10 protein-coding genes are annotated in these 18,336 nt (G+C 45.5%); 5 read left to right on the top strand and 5 right to left on the bottom strand.

Annotated features, from left to right (window positions below; translation table 11 throughout):
• Positions 1–283: 283 nt before the first annotated feature.
• The 3 genes from QUB35_RS32755 to QUB35_RS32745 all read left to right on the top strand — a co-directional run bounded on the left by QUB35_RS32755 (position 284) and on the right by QUB35_RS32745 (position 4,578).
• A complete protein-coding gene (locus QUB35_RS32755; RefSeq protein ID WP_333146195.1) occupies positions 284–3,631 on the top strand; it encodes an Eco57I restriction-modification methylase domain-containing protein in 3,348 nt (1,115 codons plus the stop codon).
• 308 nt (positions 3,632–3,939) lie between these two features.
• Positions 3,940–4,173: a hypothetical protein gene (locus tag QUB35_RS32750; protein WP_333146192.1), complete on the top strand. Its 234-nt coding sequence runs from the start codon at positions 3,940–3,942 to the stop codon at positions 4,171–4,173.
• Positions 4,174–4,179: 6 nt separating this feature from the next.
• Positions 4,180–4,578, top strand: a complete 399-nt coding sequence (locus QUB35_RS32745) for a PIN domain-containing protein (protein WP_333146190.1) — start codon at positions 4,180–4,182, stop codon at positions 4,576–4,578.
• Positions 4,579–4,615: 37 nt separating this feature from the next.
• Here the strand turns inward: QUB35_RS32745 and QUB35_RS32740 are convergent, their stop codons facing one another.
• From QUB35_RS32740 to QUB35_RS32720, 5 genes are all read right to left on the bottom strand, one after another.
• Positions 4,616–4,885, bottom strand: a complete 270-nt coding sequence (locus tag QUB35_RS32740; protein ID WP_333146188.1) for a type II toxin-antitoxin system Phd/YefM family antitoxin — start codon at positions 4,883–4,885, stop codon at positions 4,616–4,618.
• 143 nt (positions 4,886–5,028) lie between these two features.
• The gene (locus QUB35_RS32735; protein ID WP_333146186.1) at positions 5,029–5,463 is read right to left on the bottom strand and encodes a hypothetical protein; all 435 of its coding nucleotides are present in this window, start codon (positions 5,461–5,463) and stop codon (positions 5,029–5,031) included.
• A 3-nt stretch (positions 5,464–5,466) separates the two neighbouring features.
• Positions 5,467–5,664, bottom strand: a complete 198-nt coding sequence (locus QUB35_RS32730; protein WP_333146184.1) for a hypothetical protein — start codon at positions 5,662–5,664, stop codon at positions 5,467–5,469.
• Between the two features lie 58 nt (positions 5,665–5,722).
• Positions 5,723–5,899 (bottom strand): hypothetical protein, encoded by a 177-nt coding sequence (locus QUB35_RS32725; protein ID WP_333146182.1) that lies wholly within the window; start codon positions 5,897–5,899, stop codon positions 5,723–5,725.
• Between the two features lie 241 nt (positions 5,900–6,140).
• Positions 6,141–10,868, bottom strand: coding sequence for a glutamate synthase-related protein (locus tag QUB35_RS32720; RefSeq protein WP_333146180.1), 4,728 nt, complete (start codon positions 10,866–10,868; stop codon positions 6,141–6,143).
• Between the two features lie 1,586 nt (positions 10,869–12,454).
• On the opposite strand from QUB35_RS32720, the gene QUB35_RS32715 reads away from it, so the two are divergent.
• Entirely contained in the window at positions 12,455–17,938 is a 5,484-nt protein-coding gene (locus QUB35_RS32715) for an AAA family ATPase (protein ID WP_333146178.1), read from the top strand.
• A 132-nt stretch (positions 17,939–18,070) separates the two neighbouring features.
• Positions 18,071–18,336: hypothetical protein (locus QUB35_RS32710; protein ID WP_333146176.1), on the top strand; the 266-nt coding region annotated here is incomplete at its 3' end.

Raw genomic sequence — 18,336 nt, 5'->3', positions numbered from 1 at the left:
GAGCAGCGGAAAGCTACTGAGAAAAAATTATAGCTTTTGGTGATAATTACAATATGCAAAGTAAATGAGAGCTAGCTCAGCTTTAGAGGTGGGGTTTTTGACTCTTGAGCGATCGCTCACGCTTTTTTGGGGGGGTAGGGTGCGTTAGCGAAGCCCGCCCCTACGGGGGCTACGCCAACGAAGAGGATCGACCTTTGAGTATAACTGATTTGATAGCAGAAGGTCTGAGCCGCTGTTGCACTTGGATGCTGTAAAATTAACTTTATTAATCTGCTTTTAAAAGATGACAAATCGCTCTACTCGCGCCCTTTTTCACAGCAAAACACTCAACACTGCTTTGCGTGCTTTTAGCTTTCCGCCAGATATGGAAGTGCGCCGCCAAAAATTGGGAACGTGGATTGCTGCACTTAAAACGGGTACGTTAGACGAAGTTAAAGAAGTTTCGCTGCACGGCAGTTTTATTAATGATATTTTTCAGGATATTTTGGGATATTGCTCGGTAATTCAAGGTGCGGGGAAAGCTTGGGAAATTAACGCCGAACAAACGATATCTGATGGCGGCGGTTCTGCTGACGGGGCGATCGGCTTTTTTACTGCTGCTGACAATCTTAAAGGCAAAGCCGTGTCCCTGCAAGGTAAAGTGATTGCTCCGATCGAACTCAAGGGAGCGAAAAATGATTTAGACCGTCCCGCATCACATCAGCATCCTGCGCGAACCGAATCAGCAGTTGACCAAGGTTGGCGCTACGCTAATTATACACCGGATTGTCGCTGGATTATTGTCTCGAATTATCGAGAGTTGCGACTTTATCATACCAATAAAACTCCTGCTTATTACGAACAATTTTTTCTGGCTGACTTGGCGGATATTGCAGCTTTTAAGCGGTTTTACTTTCTGCTGTGTCGCCGCAATTTTTTGCCTCAAAACCAAGCTCAAACAGGTTCTGTTATTGACAGACTGTTAAAAGACTCTGATGAAGCTCAAGAAGAAATCACCAATAAATTATATCAAGAGTACAAAGCAATTCGACTCGCTCTCGTCAAGCATTTTCGCTTTTCTGGGCCGCAGGATATCCCCAACCGCGATCGCGTACTCATCGAAAAAGCTCAAAAAACTTTAGACCGCGTTTTATTCATTGCTTTTTGTGAAGATAAAGGGTTGCTGCCGCGAAACACCCTCAGCAACGCTCACGACCACCAAGACCAATACAATCCTAGATTAATTTGGGAAAATTATCAATCTGTATTTCGCTGGGTTGATGTGGGAAATGATGACCCTCCTGTACCGGGATACAACGGCGGTTTATTTAAATTCGATCCGGTTTTAGACGCACAATTGACTGTGCCAAATCCTTTATGCAGTCTGCTTAATAAGCTGACCAGATTTGATTTTGATACCGAAGTTTCCGTCGATATTTTGGGGCATATTTTCGAGCAGTCTGTTACAGATTTGGAAGAATTAAATGCTGAAACTACCGGACAGGAATACAATCATAAAAAAGGCAAGCGAAAAACTCAAGGTGTGTTTTACACGCCAGCTTTTATTACTCAGTATATTGTCGAGGTTTCTCTCGGTGGCTATTTGCAGCGTCGAGAGCAAGAATTGCGCGATTTATTCCTAATTAGCGAAGTTGCTGAAGTGTCGGTTCAGCCGCCCAAGAAAACTGCAATTAAGTTTTGGAAAGCGTATCGAGACGAGGTGCTGCAAAAAACGCGCGTCATCGATCCGGCGTGCGGTTCGGGTGCTTTTTTGATTGCGGCTTTTGATTATTTGATGCAGCAGTACGAAAGAGTCGATCGCGAATTGAATGCTTTGGGGTATAAACCAAAAGACGGCAACTCGCTGGAATTTGACAGAAGCATTTTAAGCAACAACCTGTACGGCGTAGATTTGCTGCCGGAATCGGCGGAAATTACCAAACTTTCTCTGTGGTTGAAGACGGCCGAACCTGGTAAAACCCTGACGTATTTGGATGATAATATTAAAGCGGGAAACTCGATCGTCGCTGACAGTAATGTAGCAGATACAGCGTTTGATTGGCAAGCTGAATTTCCCCAGATTTTTGCTGATGGCGGTTTTGATGTTGTCCTTGGCAATCCGCCTTACGTGCGGCAGGAGTTGCTGTCTCCAATTAAACCATACTTGCAAGCAAATTATGAATCCTATAACGGCGTAGCAGACCTTTATACTTATTTTTATGAACTCGGATTAAACATTCTCAAACCGAAGGGAGTGCTTTCGTATATTGTCACAAATAAATGGCTGAGGTCGGGATACGGCGAACCTCTACGCAAGTTCTTTGCCAGTCAAGGTTTACTAGAGCAAATTATTGATTTCGGACACGCGCCCATTTTTGAGGATGCTGATACTTTTCCCTGTATTGTCGCAGTCAGAAAACCTAACGCTTCTCTATGTATCTCTGAAACTGAAAGCGAGATTGAGCAAGGTAAATCTGAACCTAATTCGCCTGTGATTGTTTGTCCTGTTCCGCGCGAGGAACTTGCTAATATCAATCTTACACAATATGTTCAACAACACGGTTATCAAATTTCGCGAGATCGTTTCACTGCGAGTGCTTGGAGTCTGGAACCTCCTGCTGTTGATGAGTTAATGCAGAAAATAAAACAAGTGGGAGTTCCGCTAAAAGATTTTGCAGGGGTTAAGCCTTATCGAGGTATTTTAACAGGATTTAACGACGCTTTTTTTCTTGATGAAGCCACTAAAAATAGTCTAGTTAAAGCTGACCCTAAATCTGCTGAAATCATCAAGCCCTTATTGCGAGGTCAGGATATTAAACGCTGGTATCCTCAATGGGATGAAATTTGGGTAATCTTCGCTCATAGAGATATTGAGATAGAAAACTATCCTATGATAAAATCTCATCTGCAAAAATATAGAACTAAGTTAGAAGCAAGATCAGGTAAACAATTATGGTGGCAGTGGCAAGCATCTCCATCTTTTTGCAACCTCTTTCTACAGCCTAAACTTATATATCAGGAAATTCAATTTCATCCAGCATATAGCTATGATAATAGGAGTTATTTGACCAACAATAAAGCTTTCATTATTTCGACATCTGAATTGTATATCTTGGGAGTGCTTAATTCAGCACTTATGTGGTGGCATAATTGGCGGTATTTACCGCACATGAAAGATGAAGCACTGAGTCCGCTTGGCGAATTGACGGAAAAGCTTCCCATCGCACCACCAACTGACTCAGTTCGTGCCGAAGTAGAACTAATTGTCAGCCGTTTAATTGAAATCGCCAAAACTAATCAAGAAACTCACCGAGATGTCTTGCACTGGCTGGAAATCACTTATGTAATTGATAAACTCGGACAAAAACTCGAAGATTTTTCTGCTCTTTCTTTTGCTGAATTCGTAGCAGAAATCAGAAAGCGAATGCCGAAAACTAAATCATCCGATCCTCTCGGTGTTGCTGGACTAAAAGCCGTCCGCGAAACTTATAATGAATATGCACCGGCCATTCAATCTCGCAAAGCTGAGGCGTTGAGACTCGAACACCGTTTATCCGATTTAGTTAATCAAGGTTACGGATTGACACCGGAAGAAATAGATTTGATGTGGAAAACAGCACCTCCGCGAATGCCGATCGCCCGACACATTTGATAGAATGTTAAAGCAGCATCGCTGAGAATGAGTTTATTATAAAAGGCGCTCTAGTTTTTTGTACACTTCATCATCGTTACGCTTCGATTAATCATAATATCCCGGCCGGGGCGGGTTTTTGAGATTGTCAATTATTGGCTGGTATTGTTGGTGAACCCGCCCCTACGAACGTAATGACAGAAACACGTTTTTTTTGCGTCGCGGACTATATCATATCAAAAAATTGTGTTTTTTGGGGAATATTTGTTAGACTGGGATTGTGAGCTAGCGAGTCGATAGACCATACTTTGTACGCGAGGTGAATCATTATGCTCCAAGCATTTGAAGGAATTTACAGAAATGGAGTCATCGAACTTTTAGAAGTTCCTGAAAACATTTATGAAAGCCGCGTGGTGATTACTTTTTTGGCTGCGCCATCCATTCCTAGATCGCCTACATTTATCAAGTTTGGAATGTTTGCTGGTACTCAACAATCCACCGCAGACGATTTCGAGATTGCCGAGTTTCAAGGGGATACTGACGATGAATTAGATTGGTCATAGCTGCCGATGAAATATGTCATTGATACCCACGCGCTGATCTGGTTTCTCGAAGGAAATCAAAGATTGGGGACTCAAGCCCAAGCAATTCTCTCCAATTTGACCAGTCAGCTTGTTCTACCTGCGATCGCCTTGGCTGAAGCTGCATGGATTGTAGAACGAAGAAAAACATCAATTCCATCTGTGAATGCTTTGTTGAATGCCATTAACAGCGATCCTAGAATCGCGATTTATCCACTTGATCGAACTATCATCAATCAAACGCTCAGCTTATTGAGCATCCATGAAATGCACGATCGTCAAATTGTAGCAACCGCAATGATTTTGCAAAATCAAGGTGAAACTGTTGCGCTGTTTACGTGCGATGGAAATATTACGGCTTCAGGTGTAATTTCTGTTATCTGGTGATTGTATTTATAATAAAATAACGGTTATTTGTAAACCATCAAGTTTCACCATTTGTCAGTTGTTTGAGTGTTTCTACAAAGGTTTTAGTACCCACCATTTGAGACTGACTCAGGGCAGATTTTGCAGAATCGCCTAAAAGCATATCTTCTACTTCCATCAGTCGCTCTATCAAGCGCTGATAGGCATCAGCGGACATAATTACGTGGCTGGGCTGCGATTTATCTGTGAGTAAAACTGGCTCGACAGCAGCTCGGTTAAAGACTGTCCCCTGTGGATTGCAGGCTTCTGCGAGGGTGTAACTTTGCATGACAGATGTTATGAGTGTGGGTTGTGTCTATTTTAGGCAAAATTGTGAGGGATTGGGAGGTCGATCGCCACTTTTGTTTTAGCCAACCGCAAATAATCAAAAAAGGTATGAAAATTTCCATACCTTCCTAGTGGAGATTATTTTTAAACAAGTGCTGTTGCTTGCTTTGTTTGTTCGAGATACTGCCGATATTTTTCCTCGGAACCGAAGGAGTCAACTGAAACCGTAGCTTGTGGCATCGGTATCAATGGTGTCTGAACAGGGGAGTATTTGCAGTAGCAAACCACGATCATCTCAAATTCATTGTTCTGGATGGCTCTCAGGTATTCTTCTACTCTAACTACTTCCCAGTCGCCTACGCGGTAATGAGTATCAGCACCAGCTATTTGGGTGTCTTTAGATTCTGTCAGAGTTTGGAACTCTAGCGGCCGATAACCAGGTTCAGGAATCGGTGAATTTGATGAATCAAAATACTCTGCCAGAATGTCGGTTAGCCCTCCGGTGTGAGCTAAAAGTCTGTTCTCGGCACCTTCTTCTTCTGTCCAGTCAGCGCGAAAAATAATGTATTTTCTGCTCATTTGTTAATCCTCCTCGTCTTCATCCATGTAGTTAGGAAAACTGGTTTCACCTTCAAATATGCAGGAGTATTTGAGGATGGAGTCTTTTGTCGGTTTGATTCGTAGCAGTCGCCAGCCGTATTTTTCCTGCATTGCATAACACCGCCGTCGTTCGGTGACGGAGTGGCTTGAGGTGACTTCCTCTGGTTGAGAATTGGTCACAACGATCGTATCTCCATAATGTTCATTTGAATGGTGTCAATGGCAAGGTCATTTAGATTTAGGTTTTTGAGTTCGATCGATCTGGGTGTTGCTGCTTGCGCTCTAAGAGCGTTTTCCGAACGACTGCCAGCACTAAGCTGGGCACACTTCTGAACTCCGAATCAGCCCATTCTTGCAAAACCTCATATTCTTCGGGGTTCACTCGGATGGTGATTACAGGCTTTTTGGAAGGCATTGCTTGTTGGCTCGTATACGTTAATACCCATTATCTCTACTCTTTACCTTCAAACACTTGTTCTGGGGTAACACACCTGTCTCATATAACTTTAAAAGTTGCTTATGTTAACAGGTGTACCACCTGACATTTAGTATAACACCGTAGTGTTGCGATCGACTCTACAACTCAAAAACCCAGAATGATCATCAAAAAAAGGGGCAACTCGCGTCGCCCCTCATCTATTTAACCAGCTACAAAATTACGCTTCCACAGCAATCTTTTGTTCCGAAGCCTCCGGCGAATTCGCTTCACTTGGCGGCACAACTTGCCAGAATTTCGGCAAATATTCCGACCAATTTGCTAAAATCTTCTCAGCTTTCTTGCTGCCGGTTCGATCGCACTGAGCCTCAATCAACTCCTTCAATTGCGCCTCCCCAGCCGCCGTACAAACGCGCTGCATCTTCACAATCTCCCCGTTGACGTGAGCCGGAAAAGTCCCATCTTCATCGAGGAAATAAGCCAAGCCACCAGTCATTCCAGCGCCGACGTTGCGGCCGACTTTTCCTAACACGACAATTACGCCGCCAGTCATGTACTCGCAGCAGTGATCGCCCGCACCTTCAATCACAGCTTTCGCCATCGAGTTACGCACCGCAAACCGTTCGCCAGCTTTACCCGCAGCTAACAGAGTTCCCCCCGTCGCGCCGTACAAACAAGTGTTACCGACGATCGCATTTTCGGAAGCATCATAAGTCGCACCAGCCGGCGGTGCGATCGCGATTTCGCCACCGTGCATTCCTTTACCAACGTAGTCATTGGCTTGGCCTGACAGCACCAGCGTCATTCCCGGCAAATTGAACGCGCCGAAGCTTTGGCCCGCGCTACCAGTGAAGTTGAGGGTGATTTGACCGCTAAAGCCCGTGTTGCCGTGTTGCTGTGCGATCGCACCACTGATTCTTGCGCCCACCGTGCGATCGGTATTCACCAATTTTACACTCTTGCTAACAGTGCCGTGATTGGCGATCGCACTTTGAATCTCAGCATCCGCCAGCAAATCGTCATCTAACACAGGCCCGTTGGTGTGTACGTCGCCGTGGATCAAGAAAGATCGATCGCTCTTAGTATCAGGTAACTTGGTCAAACAATCCAAATTAATCGCTTGGGTTTTAGTTAGTTGCACCCCATCGCGCATTTTCAGTAAATCCGCGCGGCCGATGATATCTGCGATCGACTTATAACCCAATTTCGCCAGCAAACTCCGCACTTCTTGTGCTACGAAATAGAAGAAATTAACCACGTGTTCCGGCGTTCCGGGGAACCGTTTCCGCAAGTGTTCTTGTTGAGTTGTCACCCCCACCGGACAACTATTCATGTGGCAAACGCGAGCCATAATGCAGCCTTCTGCAATCATTGCCACCGTGCCAAAACCGTACTCTTCGCCGCCCATCAAAGCGCCTACAATCACGTCCCAGCCGCTTTTAAAACCACCGTCAACGCGGAGCAAAACTCGATCGCGCAATTTATTTTCCATCAGCACTCGGTGAACTTCTGTCAATCCGAGTTCCCACGGAGAACCTGCGTGCTTAATCGAACTCAGTGGCGAAGCACCGGTGCCGCCGTCGTGACCGGAAATTTGAATCACATCAGCATTTGCCTTGGCGACACCCGCAGCTACAGTCCCGATGCCGACTTCCGACACCAACTTCACCGAAACTCCTGCTTTCGGATTGATTTGGTGCAAGTCAAAAATCAACTGCGCCAAATCCTCGATCGAATAAATGTCGTGGTGAGGAGGAGGAGAAATTAGCGTGACACCCGGTTTCGATCGGCGCAAATAAGCAATGTACTCGCTCACTTTCGCCCCCGGCAATTGACCGCCTTCACCCGGTTTCGCACCTTGTGCGATTTTAATTTCGATTTGTTCGGCGTTCATCAGGTACTCAGGAGTCACCCCGAAACGCCCGGAAGCTACCTGTTTGATGGATGAAGAAGCTGTATCGCCGTTCTGCAAACCTTTCAAGTGAGGTAGCGTTTGTGAGAAACCTGCCGCGCTCACATCGTTTAGCACTTTGTAGCGCACCGGGTCTTCGCCGCCTTCGCCGGAGTTGGATTTGCCGCCGATACGGTTCATCGCAATCGCGAGAGTTTCGTGGGCTTCTGGGGACAAAGCGCCCAGGGACATACCGCCGGTGGCGAACCGCTTGACAATATCTGCTACAGATTCTACGTCTTCGATGGCAATGGAAGGGCGATCGCTCTGGAAATCCAGCAAATCGCGCAAAGCCGTTACCGGGCGATTTTCGAGCTGTTTCTTGTAAACCTCGTAGTGATCGTAAGCACTTTCACCATTTTTGTCACCAATTGGTGTCATTTTTGGTTCGGCCCCATTGCCGTTACCGTTAGTCTGAGCCTTAAAAGTAGTCACAGCCTTGTGCAAAGCCTTCGCCATTTCCGGGCTGTTCATGTGATATTCACCACCCCGGCGGTACTGAACAAAGCCGTAATTTTCCAGCTTTTTGAGGTGCAATTCTGGGAAAGCCTGACTGTGGAAAGACATTACCTCATTAGCCAGTTCCGCCACACTCAAACCGCCGATGCGGGAAACAGTGCCTTTGAAACCCAAATCTAGCAAATCACCGCCAATGCCGATCGCCTCAAAGATTTGCGCCCCCTGATAGCTAGCCAGCAGCGAAATCCCCATTTTCGACATAATCTTCAGCAAGCCGTTTTCCACCGCTGTGCGGTATCTAGCTTGAGCCTGTGCCACGGTAATATTGGGAACTTTGCCGTGCTGCATCAAGTTTTGAGTCTTGCTGTCAGACCACCAGGCGCGCACGCTTTCCAAGGCCAGGTAAGGGCAAACAGCCACCGCCCCGTAACCAATCAAACAAGCGAAGTGGTGAGTGCTCCAACATTGGGCGGTATCCACAACCAGGGAAGTTTGCATCCGCAGCCCGACGCTAATTAAGTGGTGGTGAACCGCACCAACTGCCAGGAAGGGCGGAATATAAGTACATTCAGCACTCAATCCAACAGAAGATTCGCCTTCGGCCTTCGAGATTCGATCGCTCAAAATCAGAATTCTCGAACCCTCGCGCACCGAAGCAGCCGCCTTTTGACAAAGTTGCTCGACTGCTGTTTTCAAACCAGAAGGCCCGGCAGCAATTTTGTAAAGAGTTGACAATTCGGTTGCGGGGAAAGACTTTTGCTCTTTCAAGAAAGAGAGTTCAGCGTCGTTGAGTACGGGAGAATCAATTTTCAGCCGCTTGGCATTTTCCGGTACTGCTTGCAGTAAATTGCCCCGCAGGCCTACATTCATCGTCAGCGACATCACCATCCCCTCGCGCAGGGGGTCGATCGGCGGATTTGTGACTTGAGCGAACCGCTGTTTGAAATAGTTGTACAGCAACTGAGGCTTTTCTGACAATACAGCTAAGGGAGCGTCGTCGCCCATGCAGAAAGTCGGTTCTTTCCCAGAACTCGCCATCTCGACGATTACCATGTCCAAATCTTCGGCTGTGTAGCCAAAAGCAGTTTGGGTTGCTAATAAGGTTTGCGAGTCAAGGGTTGCTGTTTCGGCAAAAGGCTGCGGTTGCAAAATTTCGCGGTTTTGTTTCAGCCATTCGCCGTAGGGATGCCGCTTAGCAATGCGCTGCTTGAGTTGCCAATTTTTGAGAATTTCCTTAGTTTGCAGGTCAACTGCAATCATTTGTCCTGGCCCCAAACGGCCTTTTTCGACAATATCTGCTTCGGGAATATCGACAACTCCGGCTTCGGAGGCCACAATTACCAAACCGTCTTTAGTAATGCAGTAGCGGGCCGGCCGCAAACCGTTGCGATCGAGCGTAGCACCTACTTGTTTGCCGTCGCTGAATACCAGCAGTGCCGGGCCGTCCCAAGGTTCTTGAATGCCGCTGTAATACTCGTAAAAATCGACAATTTCTGGATAGGGAGCCAAATCCGGCTGATTTTTGTAGGCTTCTGGCACCAAAATTGTCAGGGATTCTAGGGGGGTGCGGCCGGAGTGCACCAACAACTCCATCACGTTGTCCAAGTTTGCCGAATCGCTGCTTTCGGGATTGACAATTGGGTTGAACGTGTCGATATCAGCTTGAGTCCAATTCGGGTGAGATAAATTGGCTTGCCGCGCCTTCATCCAGGTAATATTGCCCAACAGCGTGTTAATTTCGCCGTTGTGTCCCAGCAAGCGCATCGGCTGGGCTAAGTGCCAGCGGGGCATGGTGTTGGTGCTGAAGCGCCGGTGATAGACGGCAAAGGAGCTTTTATAAGCGGGATTTTTCAGGTCTTGGTAAAATTCTGCCAATACGGCCGATCGCACCATGCCTTTATAGACGATCGTGCGGCAGGAGAAAGAGCAAGTATAAAAGTCTTGGCGGGTGAAGTTGGGCCGATTTGACAGCGCGTGTCCGATCGTGCGGCGCGCCAAAAATAGATGTTTGTCGAGTTCGTCTCCGGCTAAGTGCGGTGAACTGACAATTACTTGTTCGATTTGAGGTTGATTTTCTAGCGCTTGCTCGCCCAAAACCGACGGTACAATGGGAACTTTGCGCCATCCCAAAAGTTTCAGCCCGCGATCGGTCAGAACTTGCTCAACCACCTGCCGCGCTATAGTCGCTTGAAATTTATCTTGAGACAAAAACAGCATTCCCACGCCGCAGTTTTCCCGCGCCGGAGGCACAATTCCCTGTTCGGCGAACCAAGTATCCAGCAATTCCCAAGGAATCGCCGTCATTAAACCCGCACCATCCCCGGAATCCGAGTCAGCGCTGCAACCGCCACGATGTTCCAGACAAGTTAAAGCTGGCAGCGCTTTTTGAATAATCGAGTGGGTGGCTTCACCGCTTTGGTTGGCAATAAACCCCACACCGCAGGCATCTCTTTCTTCCACTAACCAGCTTTGGCCGGCGAATGGAGTTCCTCGCTCAGTCTGATGCACGTTTCTGTTTGGATCGATCGTGTTACCCATGTTGATTGAATGTTATTTCCGTGATTGTGTGGTGGATGCGTTTTTATAGCTCGGAGAGAGAAGGCTGCCGAGCGGTGGGAGCCTAGTAAACTTTAAAACAGCACATTGGAAGCTGATTGGATAAAAATTTACGTCGATGCTGCCTGTACTTAGCACTAAAACCCTGTTTGCAGATTTCACATTATCTCGCTCGCATCGCCTCGGAGATGTCTCCTAGAATACCCTGCTGTTAAAAAGCAGTGATTCTTTGGGAAATCGCCGCCCTGCAAATAAATACATTGCTGGCGATTCCCTACGGGATAGCTGCGCTTCACGAGTTTTTTGTGTGGGTTTTTCCTGAGTTCGGAAGGGTAGCCTTACGGACTCAGGTAGATAGTAACTTTAGCGTTATTTTGCTTGCTGCGCTGCTGAGTTGCTTTCGTCAGCGCCCGCAGACACAAAAGCCACCTGCCCGCTCAGTCGGTAGGTGCAATGTAGCAGCGCGGTTCACAACTGGTGAAACCGGTCTTATTGTGAAGTCAACTCTCAAGCTGCGAACATCAAGTTTATCAAAAAATTGATAAAATTTCACCCATTACAGTCAGAGTTTACGTGCAAGTCTTGTCAGCGATGTCCAGAACCCAGGCTAAGATGCCTAGCCCAAAAAGGTTGACAGTTTTCCACAAGCCTATTTTGGATTTTTTTACCCACAAAGTTTTGTCATCTCCAATCCGTTGGCATCGGAATTATTCATCTCTCTCTTCCCTTTCTCTGTATCCTCTGTGTTCTCTGCGGTTTAATCATTCCGATACCACCCGAATGGATATCACTCATCAATGCAGGCTATTTCAAGGATTTCTGACGCATTAGGAGCATCTGGTAGAGCCGGCGCCACCTTTTTAACCACGCCCCAAATGGATACTTGCTTGCTGACAGGATTCGGGGAAAGGCAAAAATTTTAGACCACAGTTCAAACTGCCAGATTGATTGAAGTAAACCTCAAACCTCAAACTCAACTCAACTAACGCTCACAAGCTTGTCCTTGGTAATTTTGTTTAGCTCAACCGTGAGCGTTTTTACAGATTTGATTGGCATGGGGAATATTTCATGCCTATCTTTTATAAAATAAAGTTAGTTAGCAGAAATAGTAAGACTGGAAAAATGTGCCGATGGTGATTACGCTCAATTTTGCATACAGGTAGACCGAAGCCAAGTGATATAAATCATGGTAATCCTATTGTATGAGAGATATAATTAAAATAACTTGACACTGATTAAAATGGCAGGGCTGTTGAGAAGTCACGCTTTTTTTGTAAGGAACATCTGAGATTAAATTAACCCCACACACTTGTATCAATGCGTGTTAATGACTCAGCAAATAGACCAAAATCTAAAGTAATTTTAGGTCAACGCTATCTCAAAACAAGTATACAAGCAAAAACAACCAAAATATTAAGTCTGGTTTGAAAAGGGCGGTTTCATAATTTGAGCTACAAAGTAGATTAAACTAAATATAGTTAATCAATAGCACGGCCGATAGAGCGAAAATAGTAGATATTAACTCTAAAAAGCTTCAGGCTTGACAGAAGCAATAGGAATAGGTAGGTATGGCTAGCATAACAAATATTTTTCGAGGATATCAGATTAACGAGCAAATATACGCAGGCAATCGAACTCTAGTTTATCGTGCCCGTCGGTCTTCCGATCAGCAGCCCGTAGTGATAAAACTGCTGCGAAATGACTTTCCCCGCTTCCACGAACTGGTTCACTTCCGCAATCAGTTTGTCATTACTAAAAACTTAGAGATACCCGGCACTGTCAAGGCATACAGCCTGGAGACTTACCATAACCAGTATGCTCTGGTGATGGAAGACTTTGGCGGAATTTCCTTATGTAGCTACCTCGCTAGTCTGGTGTTCGCCAGCAACGAACCTCTGGAAGGGTTGCCCATTAACGAGTTTCTTCCCATTGCCATTCAAATTGCCAACTCCCTCGATGGACTTTATCGCCACCACGTTATCCATAAAGACCTCAAACCCGCCAATATTCTAATTAACCCTGTCAGCAAACAAGTTAAGCTGATTGACTTCAGCATCGCTTCCCTGTTGCCGCGCCAAACCCAAGAAATTCAAAATCCCAACCTCCTTGAAGGCACTTTAGCTTACATATCTCCCGAACAAACTGGGCGAATGAACCGAGGCATTGATTACCGCACAGATTTCTACTCTCTGGGAGTTACATTCTACGAACTGCTGACGAGACAGTTGCCTTTCCAAAGCGAAGATCCGATAGAGTTAGTACACTGTCACCTTGCCAAGCAGCCTATTCCAGTCCATCACCTGAACACAAGCGTTCCATTGGTGCTGTCTGAAATTGTTAGCAAACTGATGGCGAAGAATGCTGAAGATAGGTATCAAAGTGCTCTAGGACTCAAGTTTGATTTGGAAACTTGTTTGTACCAGTGGCAAAAAACTGGAGAAATCGCCTCATTTAAACTAGGGCAGCGAGATTTGTGCGATCGCTTCATCATTCCCGAAAAATTATATGGTAGAGAGAACGAAGTATTCTCCCTACTGGCAGCCTTCGATCGCGTGAGTGCAGGAAGCGCGGAAATGATGCTGGTGGCTGGCTTCTCAGGTATTGGCAAAACCGCCGTCGTCAACGAAGTTCACAAACCGATTGTCGCAGCTAGAGGCTACTTCATCAAAGGCAAATTCGACCAATTTGGACGCACCCAACCATTCTCAGCTTTTGTACAAGCTTTTCGCGATTTAATGAAGCAATTGCTGAGCGAAACAGATGCTAAACTTGAACAGTGGAAGACTCAAATCCTGGCAGCATTGGGCGAGAATGCTCAGGTAATCGTTGAGGTAATTCCTGAACTAGAAGGGATTATCGGAGAGCAACCACCCGCACCAGAACTTTCGGGCAGTGCGGCCCACAATCGCTTCAATCGGTTACTTGAGAACTTCATTCAACTCTTCACAACCAAAGAACATCCCCTCGTCATTTTCTTAGATGACTTGCAATGGGCAGACTCAGCCTCATTAAAGTTGATTCAACTTTTGACGAGCGATCGCGATCGGCGGTATCTCTTTTTAATTGGAGCGTATCGAGATAACGAAGTCAGTCCGGTACACCCTTTAGTGTTGACATTATCCCACATTCAACAAACGGGAGCTACTGTAAACACAATTACCCTCGCGCCGCTCGATCGCTCGGAGTTGAATTGTCTGATTGCCGATACCTTAGCTTGTTCTACAGCATTGGCTCTGCCTTTGACAGAACTCGTTTATCAGAAAACCCAAGGCAATCCCTTTTTCAGCACACAATTCCTCAAATCTTTGCATGAAGATGGGATAATTGAATTTAATTTTGAAGCTCGGTATTGGCAGTGCGATATCGCTAGAGTGCGAACCTTGGCACTAACGGATGATGTAGTAGAATTCATGGCACTTCAGTTGCGAAAGTTGCCAATCAGGACACAGGAAGTTTTAAAGTTAGCTGCTTGTATTGGCAATCAGTTCGATTTGGCTACCTTAGCAATTGTTGATGAAAATTCGCAAACAGCCACAGCAACAGCTTTGTGGAAAGCACTGCAAGAAGGGTTGATTTTACCAGTTAGCGATGTTTATAAATTTTATCAACAATGTAGTAAAGACTTAGCTGAACCAGCCGGCAGGCAAGAGACCACTGACTTATTAACGAGCAATGAACAATTAGCGAAATACAAGTTTTTGCATGACCGCGTACAACAGGCTGCCTATTCTCTCATTCCCGAAGACCAAAAACGCTCGACCCATTTAAAGATAGGGCAACTGCTGTTTAAGGAAACATCGGAAGTCGAGCGGGAAGAAAGAATTTTTGAAATGGTCAACCATTTGAATATGGCGATTAAGCTGGTTAGCGATCGCGTGCAACGGGAAGAATTTGCCCAGTTAAATCTAGTAGCTGGACAAAAAGCAAAAGCCGCAACAGCGTATGCGACAGCCTTTGAGTGCTTGAGTAACGGAATTGAATTATTAGCAATGGATTGTTGGGACAGCCAGTACCAACTCACCTTAAACCTATATGAGGAAGCAGTTGAAGCGGCATTCCTGAGCGGTGAATTTGAACAAATGGATCGATGGGTGCAAATCGTGTTGCAGCAAGCCCGAACCTCTCTGGATACTGTGAAAGTTTATACAGTGCGAATTCAAAGTTACATCGCTCAGAATAATTTACCCTTAGCAGAACAGACGGCGCTGATTGTTCTCAAACAACTGGGCGTGGAATTTCCAGAGAATCCCAGCCCGGAAAAGGTTCAGCAAACCCAGGATGAAACAAAACGCAAGTTCGCCAGCCACACGTTGGAAGAATTGATTAATCTTCCAGAGATGACCGACTCCTATTATCTAGCAGCCCTGCGAATTTTAGGCACGGTTGTGTCGGCTTCTTATCAGTCTGCATCTAAATTATTCCCGCTGATTGTTTGCAAGCCAATAGAACTATCTCTCACTTATGGAAATGCACCTACATCTGCTTTTAGTTATGCTTGGTATGGTTTAATTCATGCAGGAACAGGAGGGGATATTGATATCGGCTATCAATCAGGTGAGGTAGCTTTAGGTCTGCTAGATAATGTGAAAAGCAAAGAGTTAAAAACTAAAACCTACAATCTTGTTTATGGCTATGTCCGGCATTGGAAACGCTACCCCCAAGATTCTTTGCCATTTTTATTAGAAGCCCATCAAATTGCCCTAGAAGCAGGAGAATTAGAATATGCTGCCTATGGACTTTACAATTATACGGCGCTTTCTTTCTCTATGGGCAGAGACTTGGCGGAAATGGAGCGGGAGACAGAAACCTTCGATCGCGCTATTCATCAGATTCGTCAGGGAAACGCACTCAGTTTCGTGAAAATTTTTCGGCAGGCTGTTTTGAACTTGCGAGGCAAAACCGATAACCCCTGCCGTTTGGTTGGGGAAGCTTATGATGAAGACATCATGATACCGCAGCATCAAGCTAATAACGTGCAGTATGCGATTTGCAGCGTTTATCTCAACAAGTTGATTCTCGGTTATTTGTTTGAAAACTATCAACAAGCGCTGGAAAATGCCGTGCTAGCAGAGCAATATTCGGATGCTCTAACCGCAGGGCTTCAGTATTCGCTGATTTATTTCTATGGGTCTCTAACGTACTTAGCGGTGTATGCCGAGGCTGATGTGGAAAAACAAGCTGCACTCCTAGAAAAAGTAGCAGTAAATCAGGCAAAAAGCAAGCGATGGGCGGAGTATGCCCCTATGAATCACTTGCATAAGTTCTATTTGGTCGAGGCAGAGCGATATCGCGTTTTAGGACAGCAAGTTGAGGCGATGGATTTTTACGATCGCGCGATCGCTCTGGCTAAAGAAAACAAATACCTCAATGAAGAAGCTTTGGCAAATGAGCTGGCTGCAAAATTTTATTTACAATGGGGTAAAGAAAAAATTGCTCAACTTTATCTAATTGATGCCTACTATGCCTACTCTCGTTGGGGAGCTAAAGCGAAGATTGACGACATAGAACAACGCTATTCTCAATTGCTTGCTCCTATTTTGCAACATAATCAAGTTCGTTTTTTCGATGCAGTGACTACCTCCCATGACACCTCATCTTCTAGCAAAAACCAAACAATTACTGGAAGTACGAGTACCACAGTAATAGATTTACCAACGGTTATCAAAGCTTATCAAGCTTTGTCTAGCGAAATTAAGCTGGAACAATTGCTCACTACCCTGATGGAAGTAGCGATTCAGAATGCAGGGGCTCAAACAGGAGTATTGATTTTGAAAGAAGAGGACAACTGGACAATCGCCGTCCACTGTAGCCCTCGCCAAGGCTGTCTTCTGCAAGAAACTATTGGGATAGAGGAGAGCGAAGCAATTCCTCAGACTGTGATTAATTACGTCAAACGCACGCAAAAAACTTTAGTTTTCGATGATGTCAAGACTGAATTAATATTTACTTCTGACCCCTATATCAAGCAGCACCAACCTAAGAGCATCCTATGTACTCCGATTACCCATCAAGGCAAAATGATGGCAATTCTGTATTTGGAAAATAATCTGACGACGGGGGCATTCACTGGCGATCGCGTCGCTCTGCTTAACATCCTCTGCTCCCAAGCTGCCATCTCGCTGGAAAACGCCCGCTTATATCAGCAATCTCAACAGCTTTATCAAAAATCTCAGGATTATGCCCAAAAACTGGAGCAGTCTATCCAGGCTCTCAAACAGATGCAACTGCAATTGGTGCAGGGTGAGAAAATGTCTGCTCTGGGAAATTTAGTCGCTGGTGTAGCCCACGAAATTAACAATCCCGTAGGCTTTATCGCCGGCAACTTGCAACCTGCTCAAGACTACGTGGGGGATTTATTCAATTTGATTGATTTGTATCAAGAAAAATTTCCAAATCCGGGAGGGGAAATAGAAGCAGAAATAGAGGATATGGACTTGGAGTATTTGCGAGAAGATTTGCCCAAATTGATTGGCTCGATGAAGGAAGGAGTTGAGCGCATTCGCAATATCAGTACGAGTTTGAGAACGTTTTCTAGGGCGGATAGCGATCGACCAGTTTCTTTCAATATTCATGATGGACTCGAAAGCACTCTGCTAATTCTCAAGCACCGTTTAAAAGCCAGCGAGTTCCGCCCTGCCATTGAAATTGTGAGAGAATATGGTAACTTGCCCCTAGTAAAATGCTTTCCCGGACAGTTGAACCAGGTATTTATGAACGTACTCGCTAATGCCATTGACGCTCTGGAGGAGTCAAATAAGGGGCGGAGTTTTAGTGAAATTAAAGCCCTGCCTAATCAAATCACGGTTCAAACTGTTCTGAGTGAAGACAACAATCAGGTTTTGATTCGCATTAAGGATAATGGAGTAGGGATGTCGCCCGAAGTCAAGGAAAACATCTTTAACCACTTATTTACAACCAAGCCTGTGGGTCAAGGCACTGGATTAGGATTGTCGATCGCCCATCAAATTGTTGTGGAAAAACATGGAGGTACGTTACTCGTGAATTCTTCTTTGGGGCAGGGTTCGGAGTTTGTGATTGGTATTCCGGGGTGAGCAGTTTGTAGTAGGGATCTAGCGTAATTATTGCGATCGCCAAAAATATCGGATTTAGTAAGAAGAAACATACGGATTTTCCGGGTTCCTAAATTCCCATGCGTTTAGAAGTGAAATTGTGAGTTGTAAGCTGTGAAACGTAATTTTTTCTATTGGCGTCTAATATTGTCAGTCTCGATTTTACCCGTACTGGCGATCGTCCCGTCTTTAGTGTGGAATCAACCCGCAAGAGCACAAGAGGGGGAGAGGGCTGGGTTGATTCATGCTTCGAGAGCCCGCCAGGGAATTCATTCCCTGGCTGATAGCGAAAGTCGGTTGAAACTCACATCTTGCACCATTCTCAAGAACAGGCAAGATGCCTGTTCCACAAAGAGTGAATTTTCTTGTGGAACAGGCAT

Origin of the sequence: Microcoleus sp. B13-B6 (assembly GCF_036705405.1) — a bacterium.
Lineage (GTDB): Bacteria > Cyanobacteriota > Cyanobacteriia > Cyanobacteriales > Microcoleaceae > Microcoleus.
This window is presented reverse-complemented; position numbering and strand designations above follow the sequence as displayed.

Bases quoted from the DNA above. Each gene is read 5' to 3' on its own strand.
- QUB35_RS32755 (WP_333146195.1), top strand. From the start codon at position 284: ATGACAAATCGCTCTACTCGCGCCCTTTTTCACAGCAAAACACTCAAC.
- QUB35_RS32750 (WP_333146192.1), top strand. From the start codon at position 3,940: ATGCTCCAAGCATTTGAAGGAATTTACAGAAATGGAGTCATCGAACTT.
- QUB35_RS32715 (WP_333146178.1), top strand. From the start codon at position 12,455: ATGGCTAGCATAACAAATATTTTTCGAGGATATCAGATTAACGAGCAA.
- QUB35_RS32735 (WP_333146186.1), bottom strand. From the start codon at position 5,463: ATGAGCAGAAAATACATTATTTTTCGCGCTGACTGGACAGAAGAAGAA.
- QUB35_RS32745 (WP_333146190.1), top strand. From the start codon at position 4,180: ATGAAATATGTCATTGATACCCACGCGCTGATCTGGTTTCTCGAAGGA.
- QUB35_RS32725 (WP_333146182.1), bottom strand. From the start codon at position 5,899: ATGCCTTCCAAAAAGCCTGTAATCACCATCCGAGTGAACCCCGAAGAA.
- QUB35_RS32720 (WP_333146180.1), bottom strand. From the start codon at position 10,868: ATGGGTAACACGATCGATCCAAACAGAAACGTGCATCAGACTGAGCGA.
- QUB35_RS32740 (WP_333146188.1), bottom strand. From the start codon at position 4,885: ATGCAAAGTTACACCCTCGCAGAAGCCTGCAATCCACAGGGGACAGTC.